Raw genomic sequence first — 23,092 nt, forward strand, 5'->3', positions numbered from 1 at the left:
ATGGGGAGATGGGGGGATAGATCTTGACCGCTTCTTAACCGATTAACTGGGCTTGAAAACACAATTTTAGGCTTTTATTTCATGAGAAGGATCTACCCGTAAAAGTCCTTGAGTCACCAGTTGAGTCAGCAGGGGAATGACGGCGGTTTCGATATCGAGATCGGGTGACCATTCGGCTAAATCTAGGAGGGTAAAACCTTGGGGACGAAAGAGGTTTTGGACTAATTCAGGGGGTAATCCTTTAATGGTGGCTTTTTTTGTGCCGATAATGATTTGGGTTTGCTCATCTGTGGTGGTGAGAATTTGTACGGGATGTAAGGGGGAGGACATAAACCGGGTTTCGAGTCCTCGATCGAAAATTTGGCTACCGAGTTGATGGGGAAGGGAAAGGGGGAGCGGGGGGCGATCGCAATATCCGAGATAATGGAGATACTTTTGGATCGCTTCTGGGGTTTGTAACCAGTTGATAAGGCGATCGCGTAATTGCTGTAAATGACTTTCAATGGCGCTTTTGTCCTCTGGAGCGATTACGGGTAAGTTTTCGCGCCATTCCGGAGACTCTTGTAATTCTTCTTGCAGCCAACCGATCCAATCTAACCCGGTTTGACAGCTAATGCCTAACGTTAAATGGAGGGAGGGGGAAAAGTCATCCTCAGAGGGACTACCACAGGCGATCGCATAATGCCAATGCCCCCTAGGAATGTATAATAAATCTCCTGGTTTCAGAGTGCATTGCAAATAGGGGGGAACATCCGGAGGAATTTGATCGGCCGATCGCATACTAGAGAGGGGAGCGGCGATCGTTTCTGGAAACACAAACCATTCTTTCTCCCCAGCAATTTGTAAAATTAGCACTTCATGGCTATCATAATGGCAATTAAACCCCTGTTCGGAGCGCGGCGAACAGTAGAGATTGATATGGCTGCGATGCCCCGTTTCTTGCCGAATTTGGGCCGTCAATTGCTCTAATTTTGCCATCCGACTATGGACGCTATTGATAATTAAAGTTGCCCCTTGATCGAGCAACTCTAGCCATTTCTCAGCTTTGGCTGCGGGTAAAGATGAACCATCTTGGGCAAAGCGCAGATCAGGATAGGGAATCTGGTGATAATTTAAGAGATGGTTGAGATCCTGCCAACTGAATAAAGGGTCGAATTTATCCCCAGTGTTTCCGGGAATGAGTATAGCTTGCTTAGTCCAGTTTTCTGCCCAGAATTGCTCTAGGGAATAGGGAAAGAGTAGAGAAGATAAAACAGTCATAAAGGGGAATGGGGAAGAGAGAACAGAGAAAAGGGAACAGGAGATCTCCGTCACCCTGTCCCTCCGTGTCTCCAGAGCTACCTATGCTCGCCAATTGCGATTGTTATCGACATCCTGATTTTGATCACCATTTTGATCGTAATCTGCATTGGCCACTAATCTGACTTCCCCGCTTCTCTCGGTGGAGTTCACCTTCAAATTTACTACTTCTACTTCGATGGCAGTATTCACGGCTGCTTCTGAGACAGGAACGCTAGAGACGGCTTGTACCGGAGCCATTAACAACAGGCTGGCTTTACCACTCAACAGACAAGCGAGGAGCAAATTGGAGGATTTCAGGTTAGACATAAGACAAGGATGAATGGGTTTTTGCTGAACTAGCCTTTACCTTAAAACAAGATGATGACCAAAAGATGACAACGGCTCCTCGGCACAATCTCGCCATCGCGTAAATCTATTTTACAAGTTTGGTCATTGGTTTCCCAAATCAGTCAGACTAATAAATAGGAAGGTTTTCAACGAAGATGCCTGATTCGTTTAAAATTCGCCTATAACAAAAGATTTAAGGACATCATCATGACTGGCACAACTTCTAACCCTACGGGTTCTCGCTCCAACAGCTCTTCTGTACGGCCAAGTAGTCCCCGAAGAGCGCAAACCCGGCGATCGCAAGAATTCGTATTAGACCGCAATTATATCCTAGATTTGGTCAATTCTTTGGAAAGTATATCAGAAAAATGACCGATAGCGCCACTGATGGGTCAATGTACCGGGATCAATTTCGGCGATCGATAACTTTCCATATCTGTAACTAGGTCATTAAGCGATCGCCAAAATACTCATCAAGATACCGACGATATAGCCCATTTGTCACCCTTACCCCATCCTTTCCTGACTTGACTAAACCCAAACTTTCAAGCTGAAACTCTAAGGATGGAGGCAATCTCACCGCTCCTTGAGTTTGAATCACTTCTTGAAATCCACGCAGGAGGGTAGCGCTTCTTTGCAGAACTTGCCCATAGGCATTCAAATATTTGCGGAAAATATCATCCCCATCAACACTATCTTTCAAGAAATGATTGAAACCCAAACCACTCTCAGAAATACGATATAAACTCAAGGTTACTAAATAAGGATGTCCTCCTGTAAATTCCATCAGTTCCTGCCTTTCATAATCAGTGAGTTTCACTCTAAAACTGCTGGCAAACTCATCTATTTCTAGGGTTGTCAAGTAAGGAATTTTAATCGATTTTCCGATACTGATAGGAGAACTTTTAAGATTGAGTTCAGCATAAATATCAGTACGGGTTACTAATATAAATCGCAATTTTTGCCAAGGCTTACTTTCTGGACTTCCATATCCCGACACTTCATACCAAGAATTCAGTAAGCGTAAGAAATCAATTGCAATTGAATAATGATTAAATAAGAGATTGAATTGGTCAATGGCGACCACTAAAGGGGACTCCATTTCCTTGAGTAGCTTTTCTAGGTGACGAGTAGATAACCCCTTACATCCTAAACCATCTGTAACACAATTCCATTCAGGAGGTGACCAACTTAACCGATAATGTAACTCATAAATTAGCCATTGTAAAAATCGATCTAGATTGTATAAAAACTCTGGGTCAACCTGTTCCAGACTTAAGGGAATGACCGTCATATTTTCTTGCCTAGCTCGATGCAACAGTCGAATCATCAGAGAGGTTTTACCCATTTTTCTAGGCCCCACAAGACTTAGAACTCCTCCCGCCTGAGACAGGACTTGAAAACCCAGTTGCTCTAGATTGGGTCTACTAATATACAACTTAGAGTCAAGGGAAAGGCGATCGCCAGGAACCTCGAGTAATCTATTCTCCAGATGTGCAGTAGCCAGATACTTCTTTACCACAGAAGTAAAACTTTTTTTACTCACTTTTTCCCCCAAGATCTCAGATAAGGTATGCCATAGATGGGGAGCAGCGACTTGTTGAATATACTGGGAGGAATAGTTTTCCTGAATGGCAATCTGATGATAAGCAATTGCTTCCTCTCCCCAAGAACCCTGGAGAATCGCTTTTTGAATAGGACTTAAAGGCTTACCCGTCTTCCCTATCCACCGTTGTTCAATAAACTCTAAAGCTCTCTCAAAACTGGTCATAGGTGCGTATTCAGTTTACTGTCCCTCAGTATAATACGCACCCATATTTAGCTATTATAATGTTACATCTGTTTACTGAACGGCGATCGGTTAGTTCGCTTTACGCTTGAGGCCAGCTACTGCCCCCATAGCACCTACCGCCAATAATCCGAGGACAGACGCGGGTTCCGGGGTACTAGCCACTTGTTCCTTGCTACCAATGGTCATATTGTCAAAAGCAAAAATATCCCCTTGTCCAGTAGTCATGCTGAACGAGAGGCCATTAAACAGCTCATCATCATTTTCCGCAATCAGTCCAAAGTAGAGAACAGAACCATCGGTACTCCCCCAGCTACCAATAGTATTCGGAACGGTGACTGTGGTTTGACCCCCATTGACATTTAGAATCAGGGACAGTTGACCGCCAAAGTCACCAATATCTACCCCATTAAAGCCAAAGGCTGCCACCTCTTGACTAAAGTCAATGGAAAACGTGCCAGCACCGGCCTCAGCTTCCCAAAACTTCGATCCTGACACACTATAACGACCTGCGCCTGCTGTACCCGATGTCTGGTGTCGAATCGCCCCATTACCTTGTAAGGTAGCTACTCCTGCTTCACCAAAATCAAGACCAACCGGCCCTCTTGTACCGGAAGAAAATCCTTCAAACGTTTCTACTCCCACTCCTACTAACCCAGAGAGAAATTCACCTTGAGCGGCTGAAGCGTTAGGCGTGGTGAATAAAGGAGTAGACCAACTGTTATTTAAGTCTTCTCCAAAGAATAGCCGATAGGCTTGAGCGGAAGGCTGAGTGGCAATGAGAGCAAAAATAGAAGTGGCAGCCGTAATGAGTAAGGTTTTAGTTGTAGTCATTGATAGAGACTCCTATAACTTTTTCTGTGTTGTTTCCATGGCTCTAGCATCGCAGATTGAGGAGTCAATGAACATATCCAAAGGTCATACAATGATCTACCAAAGGGGTTTAGGTGAGTTCCCGTAAATTAGTTTATGGTTTCTTTCGGTCTTCATAAAGCCTTTAAACTTGAGCGATCGCCCCCACTGTACTATCACTATAGTCATACTCACTTTTCCCTTCGTCTCACCCAAAGCTCATATATAGTCCCTTTTGTCAATTCATAGAAATCATAATCTTAGCCAAGCTACTCCCATTCCCTGTTCCTTGAAGCCAAACCCAGACCCAAAAAATACGGCTATGCACTCGCGGCACAACCGTATAGAAAAGTTCTAGGAGTTTGCGTTTAACAATTCTACTGAACAGAAACCCGCCAATCAGCTACTACAGCGACGATTGATTTCCTTAAGCCAACTTCCCTATCCCACTGGAGAACCCCCAGATTAGGTTTAGGTTGGTTACGCTTTCAGTATCTTAATTATAATTTATAAAGCTTTTTATTCTCTGATGCAAGTCTAAGCGCCCTTACTTCATTAAAAGTTTATCAAAGCAGAGCGTTTATAAAGCTTGTGTAAAGCACAGAAACCTTATAGTTACAAAAACCGTAACCCTATCCTCAGAGCAGCACGGGTCAGGCAAACTAAGAGAATGTAGACCCACTCTCAGGAGATTAACACCAGCTATGCATCCCATCCAAACCTCTCGTTCTACTTCACACCCCAGTTGGGGACGTTGGTCAATATTACCTCTAGCCATCGGCGTAATGGGGTTTTCCCTATTCATGGGCAATTTGTATATCCCCAAACCCGTGAGCGCTCAGGAACAACAGCAACTGCTACAAACCTTGACAGTCACAGGCAGAGGGATAGGACGGATTCCCACAGCCTTAACTGTGGTCAATTTAGGGGTAGAAGTTCAGGGAAAAACCGCCCAAGAAGTACAAGCCCAAGTGGCTCGTCAGTCTTCAGCCGTAGTGAAATTGCTGCAAGAGCGTCAAGTGGAGCAACTGGAAACTACGGGAATTCGCTTAACGCCCAATTATAGTTATAGCAATGACACTCAACGCCTCACCGGCTACACTGCCACCAATACCGTTAGCTTCCGCATCGAAACCGCTAAAGCCGGTAGCCTCATCGATGATGCCGTCCAAGCTGGAGCCACTCGCATTGATGGCATTAGTTTTATCGCTACCGATGAAGCCCTTGCCGATGCCCAACAGGTGGCTCTCCGCCAAGCCACTGCCGATGCCCAAAGACAAGCCCAAACGGTTCTAAATGCCCTCAATTTGACCTCTCGTAGTATTGTTAGCATTCAGATTAACCACGCCAGCGCCCCCCCTCCTATCCGGTTGGATGGGGCAGTCTTCGCAAGAGCAGAATCTGCCCCTACTCCAGTTATTGGGGGCGAGCAACAGGTAGAAGCCTCCGTTACCTTGCAAATTCGGTATTAGAGGCAATAGGTCAGAATTCGCTGTGCATTCCTGCTGCTTCCTCATCTCGCTTAGAGCCTAAGAGATCTAAGCGATCCACTTTAATAATGGGACTCGATCGCTGGGCTTGCGTATTATAATCCTCCCAGTTATTAAACTCTAAGCGACCAATCACTCCAATTTGTTTGCCTTTGCGAACGTAGTTAGCCGCAATTTCAGCCGTTTTTCCCCAAAGATCGAGATTAAACCAATCCGGTTCATCTGTTCGCCGAGTGGGACGATTGACGGCCAGAGTCAGTCTACATTTGACCGCGCCTGACTCATAATATTTTACATCGGGATCGCCACCGACGCGACCAATTAAATGTACAACGTTGAGATCCATGTTAAACTACCCCACCAGGATGATGAATAATTAATCTACTTTAGCGAATCGAAGGAGCAATGGGGAATGGGGAGACAGTTCTGGGCAAAATTCTACTTCTTTTGTGGACAATCAGTTTTTAATCCTATAATTGAATCTCCCATCCCTCATCCCCCTATCCCCTATCCGATCCTGACATTGGGGTAAAGTGAGGGGAAATAGGGATTACAGACTCGATCCAGAGAACTGACTGGACGCTAACTCAAAAACGTAATAAAATCCACGTCAGTTATATATTTTTACAATTCTAGACATTTTTGAACATAACCTCAAAGTCGGGAGAGCAATACGGTGGGTATATTTAGTCGGTTTTCAAGAGACATGGGTATCGATCTCGGTACGGCTAACACATTAGTGTATGTATCGGGCAAGGGGATTGTGTTGCAAGAGCCGTCTGTAGTGGCAATCGACACAGAAACCAAAGCTCCCTTAGCGGTTGGGGATGATGCGAAGAAAATGTTGGGTCGGACTCCGGGTAATGTAACCACATTTCGACCCTTACGGGATGGAGTAATTGCCGATTTTGACACAGCAGAATTAATGCTGAAGCATTTTATCGAACGGGTGCATGAAGGAAAACAGGGGTTAATCCCTCCCAGGATGGTGATCGGTATTCCTTCGGGTGTGACGGGGGTAGAGCGTCGTGCGGTAATGGAAGCGGCTTCTCAAGCGGGCGCTGGCGAGGTGTATCTGATTGATGAACCCGTAGCGGCGGCGATTGGAGCAGGCTTACCGGTGGCAGAACCCACGGGGAATATGATTATTGATATCGGCGGTGGAACCACAGAAGTTGCCGTTTTGAGTTTACAAGGTACGGTAATTAGTGAATCAGTCCGGGTGGCGGGTGATGAGCTGAATGATTCGATTATTCAGTATATGAAAAAAGTCCATAATTTAACGATTGGGGAACGGACGGCTGAAGATATCAAGATTCAGATTGGTTCAGCCTATCCCACGCCAGAAATTGATGAGGGTGCGATGGATGTTCGGGGATTGCATTTACTGTCAGGTTTACCCAGAACCGTTAGCATTAAGGCGGGCGAGATTCGGGAAAGTATGCTAGAGCCATTATCAATGATTATTGATGCAGTGAAGCGGACTTTAGAACGGACTCCGCCGGAATTGGCTGCGGATATTATTGACCGGGGGATTATGTTGGCTGGTGGTGGAGCGCTGCTTCAGGGTTTAGATACTCTGGTGAGCCATGAAACAGGAATTGTCACCCATGTGGCGGCCGATCCTTTGAGTTGTGTGGTTTTGGGAACGGGCCGGGTTTTGGAAAACTTTAAGCAGTTAGAACGAGTTTTTAGCGCTCGCTCGCGGATGTAAGGTGGATGTAAGGTGAATGTATATACGTCAAATTCGTCGATGGTGGGAAAGAAATTGGTTAAACTTAGTGCTGATGATTGTAGCCCTAGGTTTGGCGGTCTACGTGCGACAAACCCAAGGAACCTTGGTCTTTGAACTCTATGGCCATTTGGTCGAACCTTTCCAAGGAAATCCACCTCAACAACAGCAATTAATGACTGCCCAGATGTTGGAGTTAGAAGCGAAAGTGGAAGAACTCGAACAGCAAAATAGCCGATTAAAGCAGTTAATTGACTATCAGGAACAATCGAAACGGGAAGGGGTGATTGCGCCCATTATTGGCCGCAGTGCGGATCATTGGTGGAAACAAATTACTCTGGGCCGAGGCAGTCGAGATGGCATTGAAAAGGATTATATTGTCGCCGGTACGGGAGGCTTGATTGGTCGTGTGATTAGTGTAACTGAAAACACTTCTCGCGTATTACTCTTGAGCGACCCCACCAGTCGGGTAGGGGCAACCATTCGGGTGGGGAAAGACCGCAGTTTTATGGGGATCTTGCATGGGAGAGGCCAAAGTAAGGCGGTGATGGAGTTTTTTGATAAGGTTCCAGAAGTCAAACCGGGATATAAGGTGTTTACCTCGCCCTATTCTCCTCGATTTCAAGCGGGTTTATTGATTGGAATCGTGGAGTCAGTGGATTTGAAAAAGAGTCCTGCTCCGGAAGCGGTGATTAATTTTTCAGCTCCTATTGGTCATTTAGAGTGGGTGATGGTTTCTCAGGGTAAACCAGCTATGGATTTGGAGATTAATGAGTTGAATGAGTAAAAAGAGACAGTGGTAAAACAGTTACTTGAAATCCTGGCTTCTTTAAGTCGTCTGGTGAATATTAGCCTGACGACCCTATCGGTTGTGTTGTGTAGCCTGATTGTATTTACCCGATTTCCGGGAATGGAATTACTGGGAGTTGGGGTGAATTGGCCCTTGGTGTGGGTGGTGGTTTGGAGTCTGAAGCGTGATGCTTGGCAAGGGGCGATCGCCGGTTTAGTCTTGGGATTACTCCAAGATGCCCTGACTTCTCCCTACCCTCTCTTGGAAAATGGGGTACTGAATGCTTCCCCCACCCATATGTTGGGGTTGGTATTGGTCGGCTTTTTGACGGGCAGATTCCAAAAAGATCGGTATTTGCAAGAGGATTTTATTTCGGTGGCACTGCTGACGTTTGGAATGACACTGTTGGCTGAGACCGTGATTGCTCTGCAATTGGTCTTAATTGGCGATCGCGATTTCTCTAGTATTTGGATCGCCCATCAACAAATTGCTCTGTGTTCAGCGATTCTCAGTAGTCTGTGGGCCCCGGTGATCTATGTACCTATGAGTTTGTTTTGGGAACGATTTGCCCCTAAAAATTAATCGGGTAAGTCGATCTCGCTAACAGTCCAGGGCCAGTCCTTGGTACAATAGAGATTATTCCCGATCCAGAGGAATACCGTGAGGTTGAAAAAGCTCTGATGAATTTATCTGAACTACTAGAAAAGTACCGTCAAGGCGATCGCCACTTTCCAGGACTCGACCTCAAAGATTTAGAATTAGTCGAGATCAACCTTTCTGAAGCTGACTTTTCTGGTGCAGACTTCCGGCAAGCTCGACTCGGAAAAAGTAACTTTTCTGGGGCGAAACTAATAGGCGCTAACCTCAGTGAAGCCTTACTTTGGGGAACCAACTTAACGAATGCAAACCTTTCTCATGCTATTTTGCGCGATGCAGACTTAAGTGGAGCCAAATTAGAACAGGCTAATTTAACCGATGCCAACTTGATCAAGGTGAACTTATCTGGGGCAACCTTAAAAGGGGCTAACTTATCTAGGGTAATGCTTCTAGATGCTGACCTGCGTCCCACCTCTGACCAACCCACTAATTTAGAATCCGCTAACTTGTCTGAAGCGAATTTAAGTTATGCCAATCTCAGCCAAACCATTCTCCATCGAGCCAACCTCGATGGAGCCATTCTCTGTCGGGCAAATCTAGGATTAGGACGCAGACTGCGGGGGTTTCAAACGGATTTACGAGAAGCGAGTTTGCGGGGTGCTGACCTGAGTTATGCTGATTTGACGGGGGCAATTTTACATCAGGCTGATTTAACCGGCGCGGATATTACCGGTACAAATTTTACCGATGCAGACCTTCAAGGCGCAAAACTGCCATAAACGCGCAAAGCCTTGTATACAGAGCTTTGCGCTGTGATGGGGGATGGGGGGAGCAAACAACAAACTTGGGTGGCGCTTACAGGCCTTACCCGCTAAGGTGGCAACACATTATTCGGAAAATTTCCCGTAATGTTACCCGCAGGGTTATAATGGCAAACGACATAAAAGGCATTAAATTTTCTTCCCTCAAGAGTTGCCATCCCTTCTGCTGCACCACAACCTAATTCGGTACTGTTTTTCCAAACCACTTGGGTAAAATGCCCGGTTGCAGAAGCAAAACCGGGATTGGAATAGTTGTACGCTGAAACCTCATTATACCAGTTGGTAACGGCTTCTTTGGCTAAGGTATCTGCCGCAGGAGCAGAGCCGGTGGTGTAGTAAACATATAAGTTTTCTCCCGCATTATTTCGTTGACTGCGGGAACTATGTTCAAATACGGCATGGGCTGCCAAATGTTGTGCCCAATTTTGCGCTGCATCATTCAGGGAACTATTGAGGCTCAGATTGGGGCTATGATGAGCGGTTCGATAGCTGTTGTGTTGCGATAAGGCAATGCTACGCAAGGTGTTTAAGTCTATTGAGGTTTGGGCCATAGCGAGATGAGTAGCGATCGCCCCCAATGAAAGCATACTCGCTAATCCGACTAAAGTCAGTCCCATGAAGGGTTTAGTTTTCATTGTCATTCAACTTCCTCAGTCTCAATTAGGGGCATACTAACCGGGTTTCGTTGTCAAAAATATTCGTAGAAACCCGGTTTCTAAGTTAACGCACGGTATCCCGGATGGCTTCGGCATCAATGGGTTTGATCAGATATAAACGCAGCATATCCCAGCCAATACCAGCCATTAAGGGCAGCTTGCGGAAGAATTTGACGATTTTAGGCGCTTTGCTCTCATTAATAGCGGCCATCGACATATTGCGCTCTGAACAGCGATAAACCCGTGGGAAAAATTCTGGATGATCCACATTTAACATGACGGGGAAGGCACGACCGGCAGTGGCGTTGGTATTACAAACCACGGTTTGGTCAAAGTCTCTGGCATCTAAACCAATCATGTCATAAAAATCGCTTCTCTCGTCTACAGTGAGGGAATGGGTGACAAAGACGGTGAGGAGGAAAAATCGGGCCCAGAGTCGTCCAGTCCAGCTATCCCACATCGAGCGCTGCGATCGCAACAGGGCCGTAAAAATATCCCCATGGCGGTTTTCATCCTGACACCAGCTCTCGAAGAACTGGAATAGGGGATAGAAGTGATATTCGGGATGCTTCTCTAAATGACGGTAGACGGTGATGTAGCGCCAATAGCCAATTTTTTCTGACAGATAGACCGCATAGATGATCCACTCTGGCTTAAAAAAGGTATAGGTGCGGTTTTTGGTCAGATAACCCAAATCCAAAGAGATCTTAAAATCACTCATCGCTTTGTTCAAAAAGCCAGCATGACGAGCTTCATCTCGCGCCATCAGGCTAAAGATTTCTGATAAGAGGGGATTTGTTTCTTTGAGCTTACGGGAGAGTTCTTTGAAGAGCAAAAATCCTGAGAATTCTGAGGTACAGGAGCGCTCTAAGAAGTCTACAAATGTGGCGCGGGTTTTTTCATCGAGGTGTTCCCAAGACTGGTTAAAGCTCTCATTCCGAACAAAGTGATGGCGGTTGTAGTCCGCTTTCATTTCAGCAACCATGGCCCGAAGTTCCGCTTCTTGGCTAGAAATATCCATCGAGGCCACGGCTTCAAAGTCAGTTGTGTAAAAGCGAGGGGTAAGCAGGGTTTCCTTAACTGGAGCTTTTACACCGGGCTTGAGTTCTGCGATCGTGGGTTGCGAGAGGGTTTTAACCATAATCGGGTACAAAATCTATTTATCGATAAATCAGTCTATAACGAAGATAAGAATTGGTCGCTAATTCTCATAAAATATTTACATTGCTTTACGGTTCTTTGTGCTTGTACGCAAAACTCTACAAACAGAAGGTTGGTGAACCTGGATCTAGATCGGGTGACCCTAGCCATAAGCAGGAGCTGAAATTGAATACAGTAGAAGATTATAGAAGTATATTATCAGCGATCGCTCCCCCAGATGAGGTCTCATTCAGGGCAGTTAGGCGGCGATCGAGCGGACTTCCTCCAAGTATTAAGTTTTGAAAAAAAATCGGCAATTGGAGTTTAATCACTATAGAGTGATTAGAGTTCAAATCCAAAAGAAAACCAATAGAGTCTACGACGTTCCTAGAAGTTACTATGAGTCATTCCGAAGCTTCCAACCTACCTCCAACAGATTCTCGCGAAAGGTTTAAAACCTGGGTCATGGGTTTACAAGAGCAAATCTGTCAAGGACTAGAAGAGATCGATGGTCAAGCTAAATTTAAGCAAGACCAGTGGGAAAGGGCCGAAGGAGGTGGTGGTCGTTCCAGGGTGATCCGAGATGGCCGAGTTTTTGAGCAAGGGGGCGTTAACTTTTCCGAAGTTTGGGGAGAAGGATTACCCCCCTCGATCCTTACCCAACGTCCCGAAGCCGCAGGTCATCCTTTCTTCGCTACAGGAACCTCGATGGTTTTGCATCCTCGTAGCCCCTATGTGCCAACGGTTCACCTGAATTATCGCTACTTTGAAGCGGGCCCGGTTTGGTGGTTTGGGGGTGGTGTGGATTTAACGCCCTATTATCCGTTTACGGAAGATGCGATTCACTTCCATCAAACCATTAAGGATGCTTGCGATGAGCATCATCCCGAATATTATCCCACTTTCAAACGCTGGTGTGATGAATATTTCTATCTCAAGCATCGTCAAGAAGCTAGGGGTATTGGCGGCATTTTCTTTGATTATCAAGATGGTCGGGGACAGTTATATAGGGGCCCTAACCCGGAAGGGGAAGCGGCCCAATATAGCCAAAAAGTGGGGCAAACTTCCCATACCTGGGAAGAGATCTTTGGCTTTGTGCAAAGTTGTGGTAATTCTTTCCTGTCTGCCTATCTTCCGATTATTGAACGCAGACAAGATACAGAATATGGCGATCGCGAGCGCAACTTCCAACTCTATCGTCGCGGACGCTATGTTGAGTTTAACCTGGTTTATGACCGGGGAACGATCTTTGGTTTACAAACCAATGGCCGTACTGAGTCTATTTTAATGTCTTTACCTCCTCTGGTGCGTTGGGAATATTGCTATAGTCCAGAACCGGGTAGTCAGGAAGAGGAACTTTACAATACTTTCCTGAAAGCGCAAGATTGGGTGAATTGGAACCAGCAACCTGCTGCTCATGAGTTAGTCGGCGCAAAATAGATCGGCTTTGATTCTACAGTTTTTAATGAGCTGTAGGGTCTTGAAAGATGTAATGGTTATGACTCTCCTTTTGAACCACCGAAGATGCTTCGGTGGTTTCCTGTTGTTATGATTTTTAATCCTAACTAGAACAACTCAGAAGCTCTCCCCATCTCCCCATCCCCCCATCACAGCGCAAAGCTGTAATTAGGGTTTTTAACTGGACTCGATCTGTTCTTGAGTCAAGCAAGCTAATTTGTAGAGAATTCTGGCTCCGACATTGCCATCCCACTGATCGCCTGGTTCACCGGGAGCGACTTCGCACAAATCGAAACCGATAATCCTTTTGCCTGCTTTGGCTAAAGATCGAATTAAATAAATGGCTTGATTAAAGTCTAATCCCCCTGGTACAGGTGTACCGGTATGGGGACAATAGGAGGGAGTTAAGCCATCAATATCGAAACTAATATAAACCCAGTCAGGTAAATGAGATATAATTTCCCGACATTGGGTTGCCCAATTAATGCCTTCATAGGTGTTAGCTTTGAGTTGCCAATCATCAAATAGGATAATGCGGGAATCGTTGTTTACCCGGTTCATTTCTGCTTCACAAACATCGCGAATTCCGACTTGAACTAAGCGGCTAATCTGGGGAATTTTGAGGGCATTGTCCATAATTGAAGCATGGGAATAAATAAATCCCTCATAGGCTTGACGCAAATCGGCATGGGCATCGATTTGTAAAATGCCGTAGTTTGGGTACTTTTCGCCCAGTGCTTGCATTAATCCTAGGGGGGCACTGTGATCGCCTCCGACAACGGCAACGAGCTTGCCTTGGTCTAAGTAGTTCTGGCTTTGAGTATAAACCCAATCATTGAGATCGGCACAGGCTTGATTGACTTTGGCTAGAGAGGGGGCGATCGCCACATCATCCCCTTTCCCGCCCTGTTCCAGATGCCCTATAATCTGCTTGGCGATCGCCCGCATCTGACCATTTTGGGCTAAAATCTCCCCATTAATTGGTAGAGTCCCCAAAGGAATTGTCCAAGCATTGGGCACATCAAAATCATACCAATCCAACTGTACCGAAGCCTCTAACATTGCCTGGGGCCCCAGGGCAGCCCCTTCTCCATAGGAAGTAGTCACATCCCAAGGAACCGGTAAAAACACCAATTCCGCTTCTTCTACCGAATAGGGCAAACCAAAGAAACAGCCATTGGGTATACTCAGATCATTTGGATTACAACGTTCTTGATCGCCAAGTTGAGCGGACATTTTTACCCCCAATTTTATCGTACTAACCTCTGAGAAATCAACCGAAAGATAGACATAAACAATCCTAAACCCGCTCCGACACAAACTGGAATAATTAAAATCACATCTAAGGGCTGGCTGCCTCGCACTGGGGGAACCCATAATAATATTCCCCAAGAAATCATAGCTAGAATGGCTAAATCCATCCGTTCAATCCAACGGCGAAATTGGGCATAAACCAAGAGTCCCATCACTCCTCCCCAGAGCAACATACCGATTCCAGTCATCCCAAAGAGATTGGTTAAACCCAAAGCTAAAACCACCGATTCAAACCCTGTAAATGTAGAAATCATCAACAATTCTGGAGTCGAAAAACTAGGAGTTTTGGCCACAGGTTTAGGCAAATTTGGCGGTGGAGTGGCTACCGCAGGAGTTGCAGCCGACTGAAGAGTAGTTGATGGATTCATCCCTGCCATAGGCTGGGGACGCAGGGCCTCTAAAACGTCATTGGCACTGGCAAACCGTTGATAGGGAGAGAGGGCCAACATTTTATCTAAAACTGAAGCTAAGGGTTCGGATAAATCAATTTCCGATCGCCAGTTCCAGCGATTATTATAAGAATCATATAACTCCTGAGAAGTCTTATTCGTTAATAAAATTAAGCAAGTCACTGCCAGAGCGTACAAATCTGTAGAGGGGTAGACCTGACCTCCTGCCATTTGTTCGGGGGGGGCAAACCCTTGGGAATAGATCTCTGTAGACCGACCTCCTGACCCTTGGCTAATCTGCTTAACTGCACCAAAATCGAGCAATACCAATCGCCCTTTTTTATCCCGCATGATATTCGAGAGTTTAATATCTCTGTGAATAGTATGGCGGTCGTGAATAAATTGTAAAACAGGCAAAATTTGTCGTAGGAACAAAAGAATATCTTGCTCAGAAAATGTTCCATTATATTCTAATTCTTCCTCTAAATTTTGGCCATCAATCCATTCTTGAACCAGATAAAAAAATTGGCTTTCTTCACCTTTAGCAGATCGGGGAACCAACAAAGGAAAAAAGGCATAAAGCCGAGGAATTTGGGGATGTTCGTTACCCAGCTCCTCCAGCACTAGAGCTTCTTGCTCAAAATGCTGTTGGGCGATCGCCAATTGTTGGTCTGATAACTGACCGGCCGGTTGAAACTGTTTGACCACACAAGATCGCAACGTCGGCGTATAACGATCCACTGCCAAATAAGCCGCACCAAACCCCCCTTGACCCAATAACCGTTGGGGTAAATACCGTCCTGCCAAAATTAAAGGCATTCCACAGCAAGTGCAATATTTCTGGGAAGTGGTTTTTATTTTTTCTGAATGATCCAGTTCAGGAACTGGGTTAACAGGACGCTGACATTTTGGGCGTGTGCAATGAATATCCATAGACCAGACGGCAAAGCATTGATCACTCCAATCATAAACCCCAGTTAATCCAAGGATGCAGAGGATTCCTCATCAGACCCTTGAGTAGCATTGAGATCGACCCCGATTTCCATGGGGGGAGTTAACCCAACTTTACCCTCATTGGTGAAAGCGGGTAAAATTTGAGTGCGAAAAGCTTCTGCCGCCTTAGAGCGATAGCGATTGGGATTGACAATCACCGACAGGGTACGGCGGATAGATACGCCTTCAATGTGCGATCGATGGAGTAAATTAATTTGTAATTCCTTTTCGATCGCCGAGATGGAAACAAAAGCCGCCCCCAAATTGGCTTGTACGGCATTCTTAATCGCTTCAATTGAATTGAGTTCCATTTCCACTTTCAGGCGGTTGGTTTCAATGCCACAACGGGTTAAAACCTGATCAATCACCTTACGAATCGTCGATTGGGAGTCTAGAGCAATAAACTGAAGTTCATAAAGATCTTCTTTTTGAATCCTACTTTGGGCTGCTAGGGGATGGGAAGGGGCTAAAATCAGGGCTAACTCATCTTCAGCATAGGAAGAGATTTCTAAGGTGTCTTGCAGTTCCGTGGGCACTTCGCCGCCAATAATGGCTAAATCAATTTGGCCATTAGAGACACTCCAACAGGTGCGACGGGTGGAATGAACATGCAGTTGCACGGCTACATCCGGGTAGGTTTGCCGAAATGCCCCAATCATCCGAGGCAAAAGATAGGTTCCGGTGGTTTGAGAGGCTCCGACGATCAAGGTTCCCCCTTGCAGATTTTGTAAATCTTCGATCGCCCGACAAGTTTCTTGACATAAGGAAAGAATCTTTTCCCCATACTGGAGGAGTAAATGACCCGCTTCTGTGAGTTGGGCCCGTCTTCCTCCTCGATCGAATAGGGGCACATCGAGTTGTTTCTCTAAGTTCTGGACTTGGAGGCTGACGGCCGGTTGGGAGACATAAAGACTATCTGCGGCCCGTTTAAAGCTGCCCTCAACGGCAATCGCCTTGAGAATGCGTAATTGATCCAACGTAAATGGAAGGTCAGACATAAGCGATCAACCTAAAATAGGATATCGGAGAGTTCAGTGGACTCAAGAAAAAGAAAGACCCTTGGGAGTTTGAGAACCTATAATTGGGTAAAATTGAGACAGAACTCATAATTGACCCATAGCAGACCTATACCCTTCGTGTCTAGACTTGAACCGTGCCGACTCAAAACCTCTCCCCCCTACCGTTGTGACATGAAAGTGTCCCAAAATAAATAGAGTGAAGACCGATGACCCCATAATTAGGAGACGATAGATAAGCATCTACTTATGAAACGGGAGGTAGTTGAGGATTTTCTGAATTTACCAGGAATTGCGGGGATCGCCCTAATCGATCGGCGATCGCGTCCCTATTTTTGTGGCGTGGATAATACCCTCAACTTCCAACAGAAAGAAGCCCTAGCCCAAGGTTTAAGGCAGGTGGTCGAAACCACTCCAGAAGGCTTTGAGTCTTTTGAATTTCAGTTTGCCCAAAATCAGGTGTTTATTTATAAGCTCCCTGAAGGCATGATTTTACTGGTGCTAACCACCCTGGATTTGGTCTATAGCCATTATGCCGATGCCCTCAATCATCTGAAAATGGAATTGGTTGCTGATAGTACCACGGCGATCGCCACCTTCCGACTCCTGGCCGGTAGTTTAACCCTCTCCAACCAAACCTACTGGAAAGATTCCCCTTCGCCGAGTCCTTCCCCTACTCCGGTTCCCCTAAAGTCTCATTCCCGCATTCCCCCTCCCGCTCCTACTCCAGAGGCCGCTTCCCAGGTTACTCTAAAAGAATTGCTCGAAGCCCTCAACCAACTGAGTCTTTATACCACCCAGTATTTGGGCAAAGCTGTGATTACCAACTATTGGAAATCCACCCGTCCCGATGTGGAATGGTTAGAGAGCTTTGAAATCAGTCGCACGGCGGAATTAACCTTTACCCGTTCTACTGCCCTCACTCAAGCCGTCACGTCCGAACAGTTATCCTGGATTCGGTCTTGGGTGCAGGCTTTTATCAGTCGGTGCATAAAAGTCATCCGAGATTTTCCTGCCCTGGTAGAAAAATCGCTCAAACCGGAATATAAACAGTTACTCTTACCCTAGAACCCTTGGAGAACCAACATTATGGTGAAAATTGTCAGACTTGAACCGATCGCCCAAGATACTGAGGTAGAAACGAATGGCAATCTGTTATCCATTTTGATTGACAAGGATTTAGATGTTCTTAAAGAATGTGGCGGCCGAGGGATGTGTGCCACTTGCCATGTTTATATTAAAAATGGTATGGAGTTCCTCACTCCCATGAACCGCAGAGAACAGAGGACTTTAGAGGTGATTACCTCCTGTAAACCCAATTCTCGCTTGGCCTGCCAGTCACGGGTATTGATGGATGGGGTAGTGGTAGAATTACCTCCAGGGATGTATGTGCGATCGCTACAAGACATTGAAGCCCTCATTGGCAGACGTGCCGATCAAGATATGCTCCATCCGGTAACTGGGGAAGTCTTAGTCGAAGCCGGTAAACTGGTTACCCGTTCCACCCTCAAGCAACTCGAAGAGACCAAATTTGAGATCGGAGCCTATTTAACCCAAACCAAAGATGCTTAAGCAGCCAATCACCACACTATGCTAACCCAAACTCAAAATCTATATCGAGAAACTGACGGTCGCTATGCCACCGATGAGGAACTGCAATTTTTCCATGATTATCTCCAATCCTTTCCCTTACGCTTAACCACCTATAACAAAATTCGCACATCAGAAGCTCTGATTGTTCAACAAGTCCAAGCCCAACTGCGTGCCAAAGCGCCCCAAGTGCTAATGCGCGGTAATCAGGATTTGAGTAATAAATGGAAAGAAGATACCCTTCGTATCCTCCGTCACTCAGCCCTAGCTCTGCTCATAGACGATCGAGATGGATTACGCGATCGCCTGCTCCTCTGGTTTCAAACCATCATGAGAGCCTTTGACGCTCAAGATGGCTGTGATTTCACTTATTCCATCATGCAAAAGGTTATAGAATCCTTGTTAACTCCAGAAGAAACAGCCCTCCTGCGTCCGATTTTAGAATATAACCGCCAAATCCTCTCTTCAGTCTCTACCCCAGAAGAATTCACGCCCTAAAAGCCAAATTTGCTTGACTTTCATTACAACTTTGCAGTGGAATCGTCAGCAACCGATACAATGAAAATCGGACAAGTAAATCCATCCCGGTCATAGCTTCAGCCCCCTCTGGTTAGAGGACTGCACAACATCACCGATCTGAACACTGCCATGGCAAACGCAACTAAAACTCAACATTTACTCAATAGCAAACAGCCCAAAAAACATAACCACTATGGTTTCCAGGATTTTTTCCAGTTCGATCCAGAGCGGGGAACCGTCCTAGATTGGAATGGGGCCCAAAATGTCCTCACCAGTGAAGACTTTATTATTGGGTTAGTGGAAGGCCTCGAAGAAGAAGTCGGAGAGGCTTCGGCTGCCATCATGTATACCATTGGTGTAGAGTGGGGACAAAAGGATGCCTTTTTCTTTGAAAAATGGTTTGAAAAAGAATTCGATCGCAGCATCCGTCAAGCCAACTTAATGTTTCTCTTAGAAACCTGGTGGTGGCCCTTTACTTCCCAAGGATGGGGACGCTGGGAAGTGGATATGGGCGATCGCAAACAAGGCTTTATGTTTATTAACCTCTTTGATTCTGCCGTCGCTCGTACCCTCGGTGATGTCGGTAAACCCGTCTGTCATATCTACGCGGGTCTCTTTGCTGGCTTTTTTACCGAATTAGTCAAAAAACAACTCAGTTGCATTGAAATTCAATGTTATTCCATGGGGGAAACCTATTGTAAATTCCTCATTGGCGGTAAAGATCGCATTGATGCCGCCTCATTCTGGTTCAATGAAGGAGCAACAGCTCGTGATATTGAAAAACGGTTGCGTTCAGGAGAACGATTAGGATGAGTCCAACCCAATCTAAACCCAGGGCAAAAAATACCCAAGAGACTCTAAAAACCTGGAGTCGCCTCTCAGTTCATGATTTTTTTAGCCAGATTAACTGGGAACACGATCCCGAACCGATCCAGAAAGTTAAACAAGCCAGTTTAGAAGGACGCAGTGAAAAACTCTCCTTAACGTTAAGTGTCAGTCAATTCTTCACTTGTATTGACTGGGAGGGACACGGAGCGATCGCCCCTAGCGCCCCCTTACCTCTAGAATCAGAGTCCCCATCAACTCAAGCCCAAGATGAAGTCACCCTAGAAGACTTCTCTAGTCTGTTTTAATCCCTTTCTAAGTTTTACCCATTAGCTATGAATACAGACCTAGAATCCTTGTTTGCAGAAGCAGAAAATCGTTACCTCAAACCTGAAGAACTCAAAGGTTTAACCCAGTATGTTGAGTCCTTACCCCAACGGCTAGAAACCTACACTCAGATTCGGGAAAAAGAAGTAGAAATCATGCAAGCTGTTGCCGATCAGCTCCCTCAACATTTTCCTAATCCATCGGTTGAAGATATGGAGCGATCCATTAAAAATGCCATGCTCATGTTACGCTATTGTGCCATGGCCATGTTGATTAATAACGATCAATTGGTGAAACAAAGATTCGTAGATTGGCTCTCTGAAAGCATCGCCATGTATGAAACTCAAGATTTAGATAAGGCGCTGTACAAATTGCTCAATCAACAATTAATGAAAAGCTTGAAACCAGAGCAAATTAAGTTGATTAAATCACCTTTGATTTTAGCCCAAACTCAATTACTCAATAGTGAAAAATAAAGTCCGAGTTAACCCTAGAGTTGATTAGCCCATTGTGAGAATGAACCATGATTTCTGTTTCTGATTTAGTCACCAATAACCGTATTCCTAGTAATTACTTTGCTACGGATGTTTATGTGCGGAGTGATTTAGAATTAGGGTTGTTAGAAAATCGCCGAGGCGATCGCCTTTTGGCTATGCCAGAACCCCTGATTAAAGCAATTTACTCCGGGTTAGATAAAGAAACTGGACAAGCCTCCAAATTAGTGCTATATAACTGCGGTCGCTGGTGGGGGAAAAACTTTTATGCTCGGTTTGCCGAAGAAGTATCGGAATACTACGAAAAGCCTTTAGCAGATATGAGTATGTTAGACTTTTTGCAGTCCCTGAAACAATGTTGGCAGACTCACGGATGGGGAAAAATAGACCTAGATCAAAGTTATATTTCTCAAGGGTTTTTAGTCGCCAAAACCTGGAATGCTCCCTTCGCAACTCATGGGCCTAAGCTCGGTTTTCCTATTTGTTTCTTAGATGCAGGGGTGTTTAGTGCATTTTTTAGTCAGTTGAGTGGTAAAGACCTCTATTGTGTGCAAACTTCCTGTGAGTCTTTAGGAGCAGAATGTAACTACTTTGTGATTGGATTGCAGAAACGATTAGGTCAAATTGAACAGTGGATTGAACAGGGTAAATCTCATACAGAGATTATCCAGAAGTTAACTGAAGTTTAAGTGGAATTCTCTGCTCATGACTGTCCCCAGAATGCCCAAAACTAAATACCTCATTTTAGGACTGATTGGACAAGGACAGTTTGGGCGCGTATTTTGTGGGTGTCATCGAAAAACGGGGAAGTTGGTTGCTCTTAAAGATTTAGATAAATACCGCTTTCCGACACACCAGTTTTTGCGAGAATTAAGGTTTTTACTCCAACTTTCTCATCCTAATATTGTTACTTGCCGTGCCTTGGAACATTCTCGCCAAGGGCGTTATTTGGTGATGGACTATTGTGAGGGGGGAACCTTGAGAAATTGGATGGATCGCCAGGAAAAATTTCCTTTGGGGCTGGCGATGCAACTGATTAAAGATGTCTTGAAGGGGATGGAACATGCCAATAGTCGAGGGATTATTCACCGAGATTTGAAACCGGAAAATATTTTATTAACCCTGAAATCGGCTGGTTGGATGGCTCGGATATCGGATTTTGGCATTGCTCGGTTAGTCCAAGAAAGTCAAGAGGCTTCAGATAGTACGGGATCGCCAGCTTATATGGCTCCAGAGCGCTTTTATGGGCAATATTCTCTTCAGTCGGATATCTATGCGGTGGGGGTGATGCTCTATGAGTTGGTGGTGGGCGATCGCCCCTTTTCTGGACAACCCCAACAGTTGATGAGCTATCATCTCAATCAACGGGTGAGACTTCCAGAAACGGTTCATCCCGCCTTACAAAGGATTATTCTCAAATCCTTAGAAAAATTACCTGCCCGTCGCTATAAGAGTGCCAGGGAAATGCTCACCGATCTTGAGCGTCTTTCAGGATTAATTGACTTATCTTCATCAGCAAGTTTGATGAGTGTTATCCCCTATCCTCCCAGTCGTCCCCTGATCGATCGCCCAATTACTACCTATGGATTGCCGGGATTGGTAGCAGGTTTGGCGGTCTCGTTAGAGTCCAAACCTAATCAGGACGATCCTCCTTGTGGTTCTAGTCGTTCTATCTACTGGGCGATCTCCGACTTGATCCAATGTCAACGCTATCAAGAAGCCTCTAAATTTGATACTTTAGTGGACGTGGCTAGGGTGAGCTTACCAGAGCCTGTGCGTCAACTCAAAGTGACCTCTGAAGGTTGTTTTGCTTTTACCGATCGATGTATTTATTATGTCAGTCCTTATGGTTCTGCTTCTAGTTGGCTATCGGCTGAGTTAATTGCCCATATCCCTATGCCTTTTAAGGCAGATGTCCATCATCAAGGTGATTGGATCGCTGCTATTACGGAAGATCTTTACTTATGGGTTTGGCATCGCTGTGGGCACAAACCGGAGATCAAGGGGAGTAATCAAAACTGGTTATCTCGTCCTCCAGTAGCAGTGCATCGTGAAGTGGATTGGATTCAAATTCTCGACGATCGCCATGGACTATTTTGGCGAGTGGAGGATGGCAAGTCTTGGATCGAGGTCTTTACTCGTCGGGGTGGCTTTCTGGGACAATGGAAGTTGTGTTTAGAAGTGGATCGGGTGATTCCCAGTGCTATTCCTTATCGGGTGTTGGTGATTCCTAAGTCTGATACCGCCCCCTTATTGATGGATTTGAAGCCCTTCCGGGTGCGACCGATTCCGATTAAAGTGCAGTTCCCGGTTTGTGCGGCGATCGCCTCTTGGGGATATATTATTGGCGATCGTCGCGGTCATTTAGTTTTGTTAGATGAGTATGGCCAGGTATTTGGCCGGATTTTAGGCCCCTGTTCTCCGGTGGCGATCGCTATCATTTCTAAAACGATGCTACTTGTGGCTACCAATGTCAATCAAGAAGGGGAACTCCATTTAGTAGATTTAACCCAGTTTGATATTGACTTTATTTTTTAACGTCAGGTTGGGTTAATATCAAGTCCACTTGTTTATGTCCGCGACGCGGAAATACCCGAATTAAAAATGTAGGGAGCAAGATGCTCCCACTCCAGTAATATCACTCAGATTGAGGGAGTGCGGGCATCTTGCC

At 45.5% G+C, this 23,092-nt stretch carries 25 protein-coding genes; 15 read left to right on the forward strand and 10 right to left on the reverse strand.

All coding sequences use genetic code 11. The features are described 5' to 3' along the window. Positions 1-66 precede the first annotated feature (66 nt). Together AC3FZD_RS08795 and AC3FZD_RS08800 are read right to left on the reverse strand one after the other, a co-directional pair. A complete protein-coding gene (locus AC3FZD_RS08795; RefSeq protein WP_488739771.1) occupies positions 67-1,260 on the reverse strand; it encodes a cupin domain-containing protein in 1,194 nt (397 codons plus the stop codon). Between the two features lie 81 nt (positions 1,261-1,341). Continuing rightward, positions 1,342-1,608, reverse strand: coding sequence for a hypothetical protein (locus AC3FZD_RS08800; protein WP_488739772.1), 267 nt, complete (start codon positions 1,606-1,608; stop codon positions 1,342-1,344). Positions 1,609-1,836: 228 nt separating this feature from the next. On the opposite strand from AC3FZD_RS08800, the gene AC3FZD_RS08805 reads away from it, so the two are divergent. After that, positions 1,837-2,001 (forward strand): hypothetical protein, encoded by a 165-nt coding sequence (locus AC3FZD_RS08805; RefSeq protein WP_488739773.1) that lies wholly within the window; start codon positions 1,837-1,839, stop codon positions 1,999-2,001. Between the two features lie 70 nt (positions 2,002-2,071). On the opposite strand, the gene AC3FZD_RS08810 is transcribed toward AC3FZD_RS08805, so the two are convergent. Together AC3FZD_RS08810 and AC3FZD_RS08815 are read right to left on the reverse strand one after the other, a co-directional pair. Further along, a complete protein-coding gene (locus AC3FZD_RS08810) occupies positions 2,072-3,400 on the reverse strand; it encodes an AAA-like domain-containing protein (protein ID WP_488739774.1) in 1,329 nt (442 codons plus the stop codon). A 90-nt stretch (positions 3,401-3,490) separates the two neighbouring features. Continuing rightward, on the reverse strand, positions 3,491-4,252 hold the full coding sequence (locus AC3FZD_RS08815) for a PEP-CTERM sorting domain-containing protein (protein ID WP_488739775.1): 762 nt from the start codon (positions 4,250-4,252) through the stop codon (positions 3,491-3,493). A 722-nt stretch (positions 4,253-4,974) separates the two neighbouring features. Here AC3FZD_RS08815 and AC3FZD_RS08820 point away from each other — a divergent pair. Further along, positions 4,975-5,742: an SIMPL domain-containing protein gene (locus tag AC3FZD_RS08820; protein WP_488739776.1), complete on the forward strand. Its 768-nt coding sequence runs from the start codon at positions 4,975-4,977 to the stop codon at positions 5,740-5,742. Between the two features lie 10 nt (positions 5,743-5,752). On the opposite strand, the gene AC3FZD_RS08825 is transcribed toward AC3FZD_RS08820, so the two are convergent. Next, positions 5,753-6,106 (reverse strand): single-stranded DNA-binding protein, encoded by a 354-nt coding sequence (locus AC3FZD_RS08825; RefSeq protein ID WP_488739777.1) that lies wholly within the window; start codon positions 6,104-6,106, stop codon positions 5,753-5,755. A gap of 330 nt (positions 6,107-6,436) precedes the next feature. On the opposite strand from AC3FZD_RS08825, the gene AC3FZD_RS08830 reads away from it, so the two are divergent. The 4 genes from AC3FZD_RS08830 to hetL all read left to right on the forward strand — a co-directional run bounded on the left by AC3FZD_RS08830 (position 6,437) and on the right by hetL (position 9,658). Next, positions 6,437-7,474, forward strand: coding sequence for a rod shape-determining protein (locus tag AC3FZD_RS08830; RefSeq protein ID WP_488739778.1), 1,038 nt, complete (start codon positions 6,437-6,439; stop codon positions 7,472-7,474). A 16-nt stretch (positions 7,475-7,490) separates the two neighbouring features. Continuing rightward, entirely contained in the window at positions 7,491-8,279 is a 789-nt protein-coding gene (gene mreC / locus AC3FZD_RS08835; protein ID WP_488739779.1) for a rod shape-determining protein MreC, read from the forward strand. A gap of 9 nt (positions 8,280-8,288) precedes the next feature. Next, positions 8,289-8,864: a rod shape-determining protein MreD gene (gene mreD, locus AC3FZD_RS08840; RefSeq protein WP_488739780.1), complete on the forward strand. Its 576-nt coding sequence runs from the start codon at positions 8,289-8,291 to the stop codon at positions 8,862-8,864. Between the two features lie 98 nt (positions 8,865-8,962). Further along, the gene (gene hetL / locus AC3FZD_RS08845; RefSeq protein WP_488739781.1) at positions 8,963-9,658 is read left to right on the forward strand and encodes a heterocyst differentiation pentapeptide repeat protein HetL; all 696 of its coding nucleotides are present in this window, start codon (positions 8,963-8,965) and stop codon (positions 9,656-9,658) included. A gap of 92 nt (positions 9,659-9,750) precedes the next feature. Here hetL and AC3FZD_RS08850 read toward each other — a convergent pair whose 3' ends face one another. Then, positions 9,751-10,341, reverse strand: a complete 591-nt coding sequence (locus tag AC3FZD_RS08850) for a CAP family protein (protein ID WP_488739782.1) — start codon at positions 10,339-10,341, stop codon at positions 9,751-9,753. A 79-nt stretch (positions 10,342-10,420) separates the two neighbouring features. After that, the gene (gene acsF / locus AC3FZD_RS08855) at positions 10,421-11,497 is read right to left on the reverse strand and encodes a magnesium-protoporphyrin IX monomethyl ester (oxidative) cyclase (RefSeq protein WP_488739783.1); all 1,077 of its coding nucleotides are present in this window, start codon (positions 11,495-11,497) and stop codon (positions 10,421-10,423) included. 398 nt (positions 11,498-11,895) lie between these two features. Here acsF and hemF point away from each other — a divergent pair, with 398 nt between their 5' ends. Beyond that, the gene (gene hemF, locus AC3FZD_RS08860; protein ID WP_488739784.1) at positions 11,896-12,936 is read left to right on the forward strand and encodes an oxygen-dependent coproporphyrinogen oxidase; all 1,041 of its coding nucleotides are present in this window, start codon (positions 11,896-11,898) and stop codon (positions 12,934-12,936) included. 195 nt (positions 12,937-13,131) lie between these two features. Here hemF and AC3FZD_RS08865 read toward each other — a convergent pair whose 3' ends face one another. The 3 genes from AC3FZD_RS08865 to AC3FZD_RS08875 are packed head-to-tail and all read right to left on the reverse strand — an operon-like array spanning position 13,132 to position 16,648. Next, positions 13,132-14,190, reverse strand: coding sequence for an agmatinase family protein (locus AC3FZD_RS08865; protein WP_488739785.1), 1,059 nt, complete (start codon positions 14,188-14,190; stop codon positions 13,132-13,134). 14 nt (positions 14,191-14,204) lie between these two features. Next, a complete protein-coding gene (locus tag AC3FZD_RS08870) occupies positions 14,205-15,590 on the reverse strand; it encodes a protein kinase domain-containing protein (RefSeq protein WP_488739786.1) in 1,386 nt (461 codons plus the stop codon). Positions 15,591-15,634: 44 nt separating this feature from the next. Next, positions 15,635-16,648 (reverse strand): LysR family transcriptional regulator, encoded by a 1,014-nt coding sequence (locus AC3FZD_RS08875; RefSeq protein WP_488739787.1) that lies wholly within the window; start codon positions 16,646-16,648, stop codon positions 15,635-15,637. Between the two features lie 267 nt (positions 16,649-16,915). On the opposite strand from AC3FZD_RS08875, the gene AC3FZD_RS08880 reads away from it, so the two are divergent. The 8 genes from AC3FZD_RS08880 (at position 16,916) to AC3FZD_RS08915 (ending at position 22,959) form a co-directional block, all read left to right on the forward strand. Next, positions 16,916-17,734, forward strand: a complete 819-nt coding sequence (locus AC3FZD_RS08880) for a hypothetical protein (RefSeq protein WP_488739788.1) — start codon at positions 16,916-16,918, stop codon at positions 17,732-17,734. Positions 17,735-17,755: 21 nt separating this feature from the next. After that, positions 17,756-18,238 (forward strand): 2Fe-2S iron-sulfur cluster-binding protein, encoded by a 483-nt coding sequence (locus AC3FZD_RS08885; RefSeq protein ID WP_488739789.1) that lies wholly within the window; start codon positions 17,756-17,758, stop codon positions 18,236-18,238. 18 nt (positions 18,239-18,256) lie between these two features. Then, positions 18,257-18,754 (forward strand): globin family protein, encoded by a 498-nt coding sequence (locus tag AC3FZD_RS08890; RefSeq protein WP_488739790.1) that lies wholly within the window; start codon positions 18,257-18,259, stop codon positions 18,752-18,754. Positions 18,755-18,904: 150 nt separating this feature from the next. Further along, a complete protein-coding gene (locus AC3FZD_RS08895; RefSeq protein WP_283752111.1) occupies positions 18,905-19,588 on the forward strand; it encodes a V4R domain-containing protein in 684 nt (227 codons plus the stop codon). Then, positions 19,585-19,908, forward strand: a complete 324-nt coding sequence (locus tag AC3FZD_RS08900; protein WP_488739791.1) for a hypothetical protein — start codon at positions 19,585-19,587, stop codon at positions 19,906-19,908. Before AC3FZD_RS08895 ends, AC3FZD_RS08900 begins: the two co-directional genes overlap by 4 nt. 27 nt (positions 19,909-19,935) lie before the next feature. Next, complete coding sequence (locus AC3FZD_RS08905; protein ID WP_488739792.1) at positions 19,936-20,403, forward strand: globin family protein; 468 nt, start codon at positions 19,936-19,938, stop codon at positions 20,401-20,403. 47 nt (positions 20,404-20,450) lie between these two features. After that, positions 20,451-21,110 (forward strand): V4R domain-containing protein, encoded by a 660-nt coding sequence (locus AC3FZD_RS08910; protein WP_488739793.1) that lies wholly within the window; start codon positions 20,451-20,453, stop codon positions 21,108-21,110. 16 nt (positions 21,111-21,126) lie between these two features. Then, complete coding sequence (locus tag AC3FZD_RS08915) at positions 21,127-22,959, forward strand: serine/threonine-protein kinase (RefSeq protein WP_488739794.1); 1,833 nt, start codon at positions 21,127-21,129, stop codon at positions 22,957-22,959. Positions 22,960-23,092 lie beyond the last annotated feature (133 nt).

It is taken from the genome of Roseofilum sp. KMC-1 (assembly GCF_057802075.1).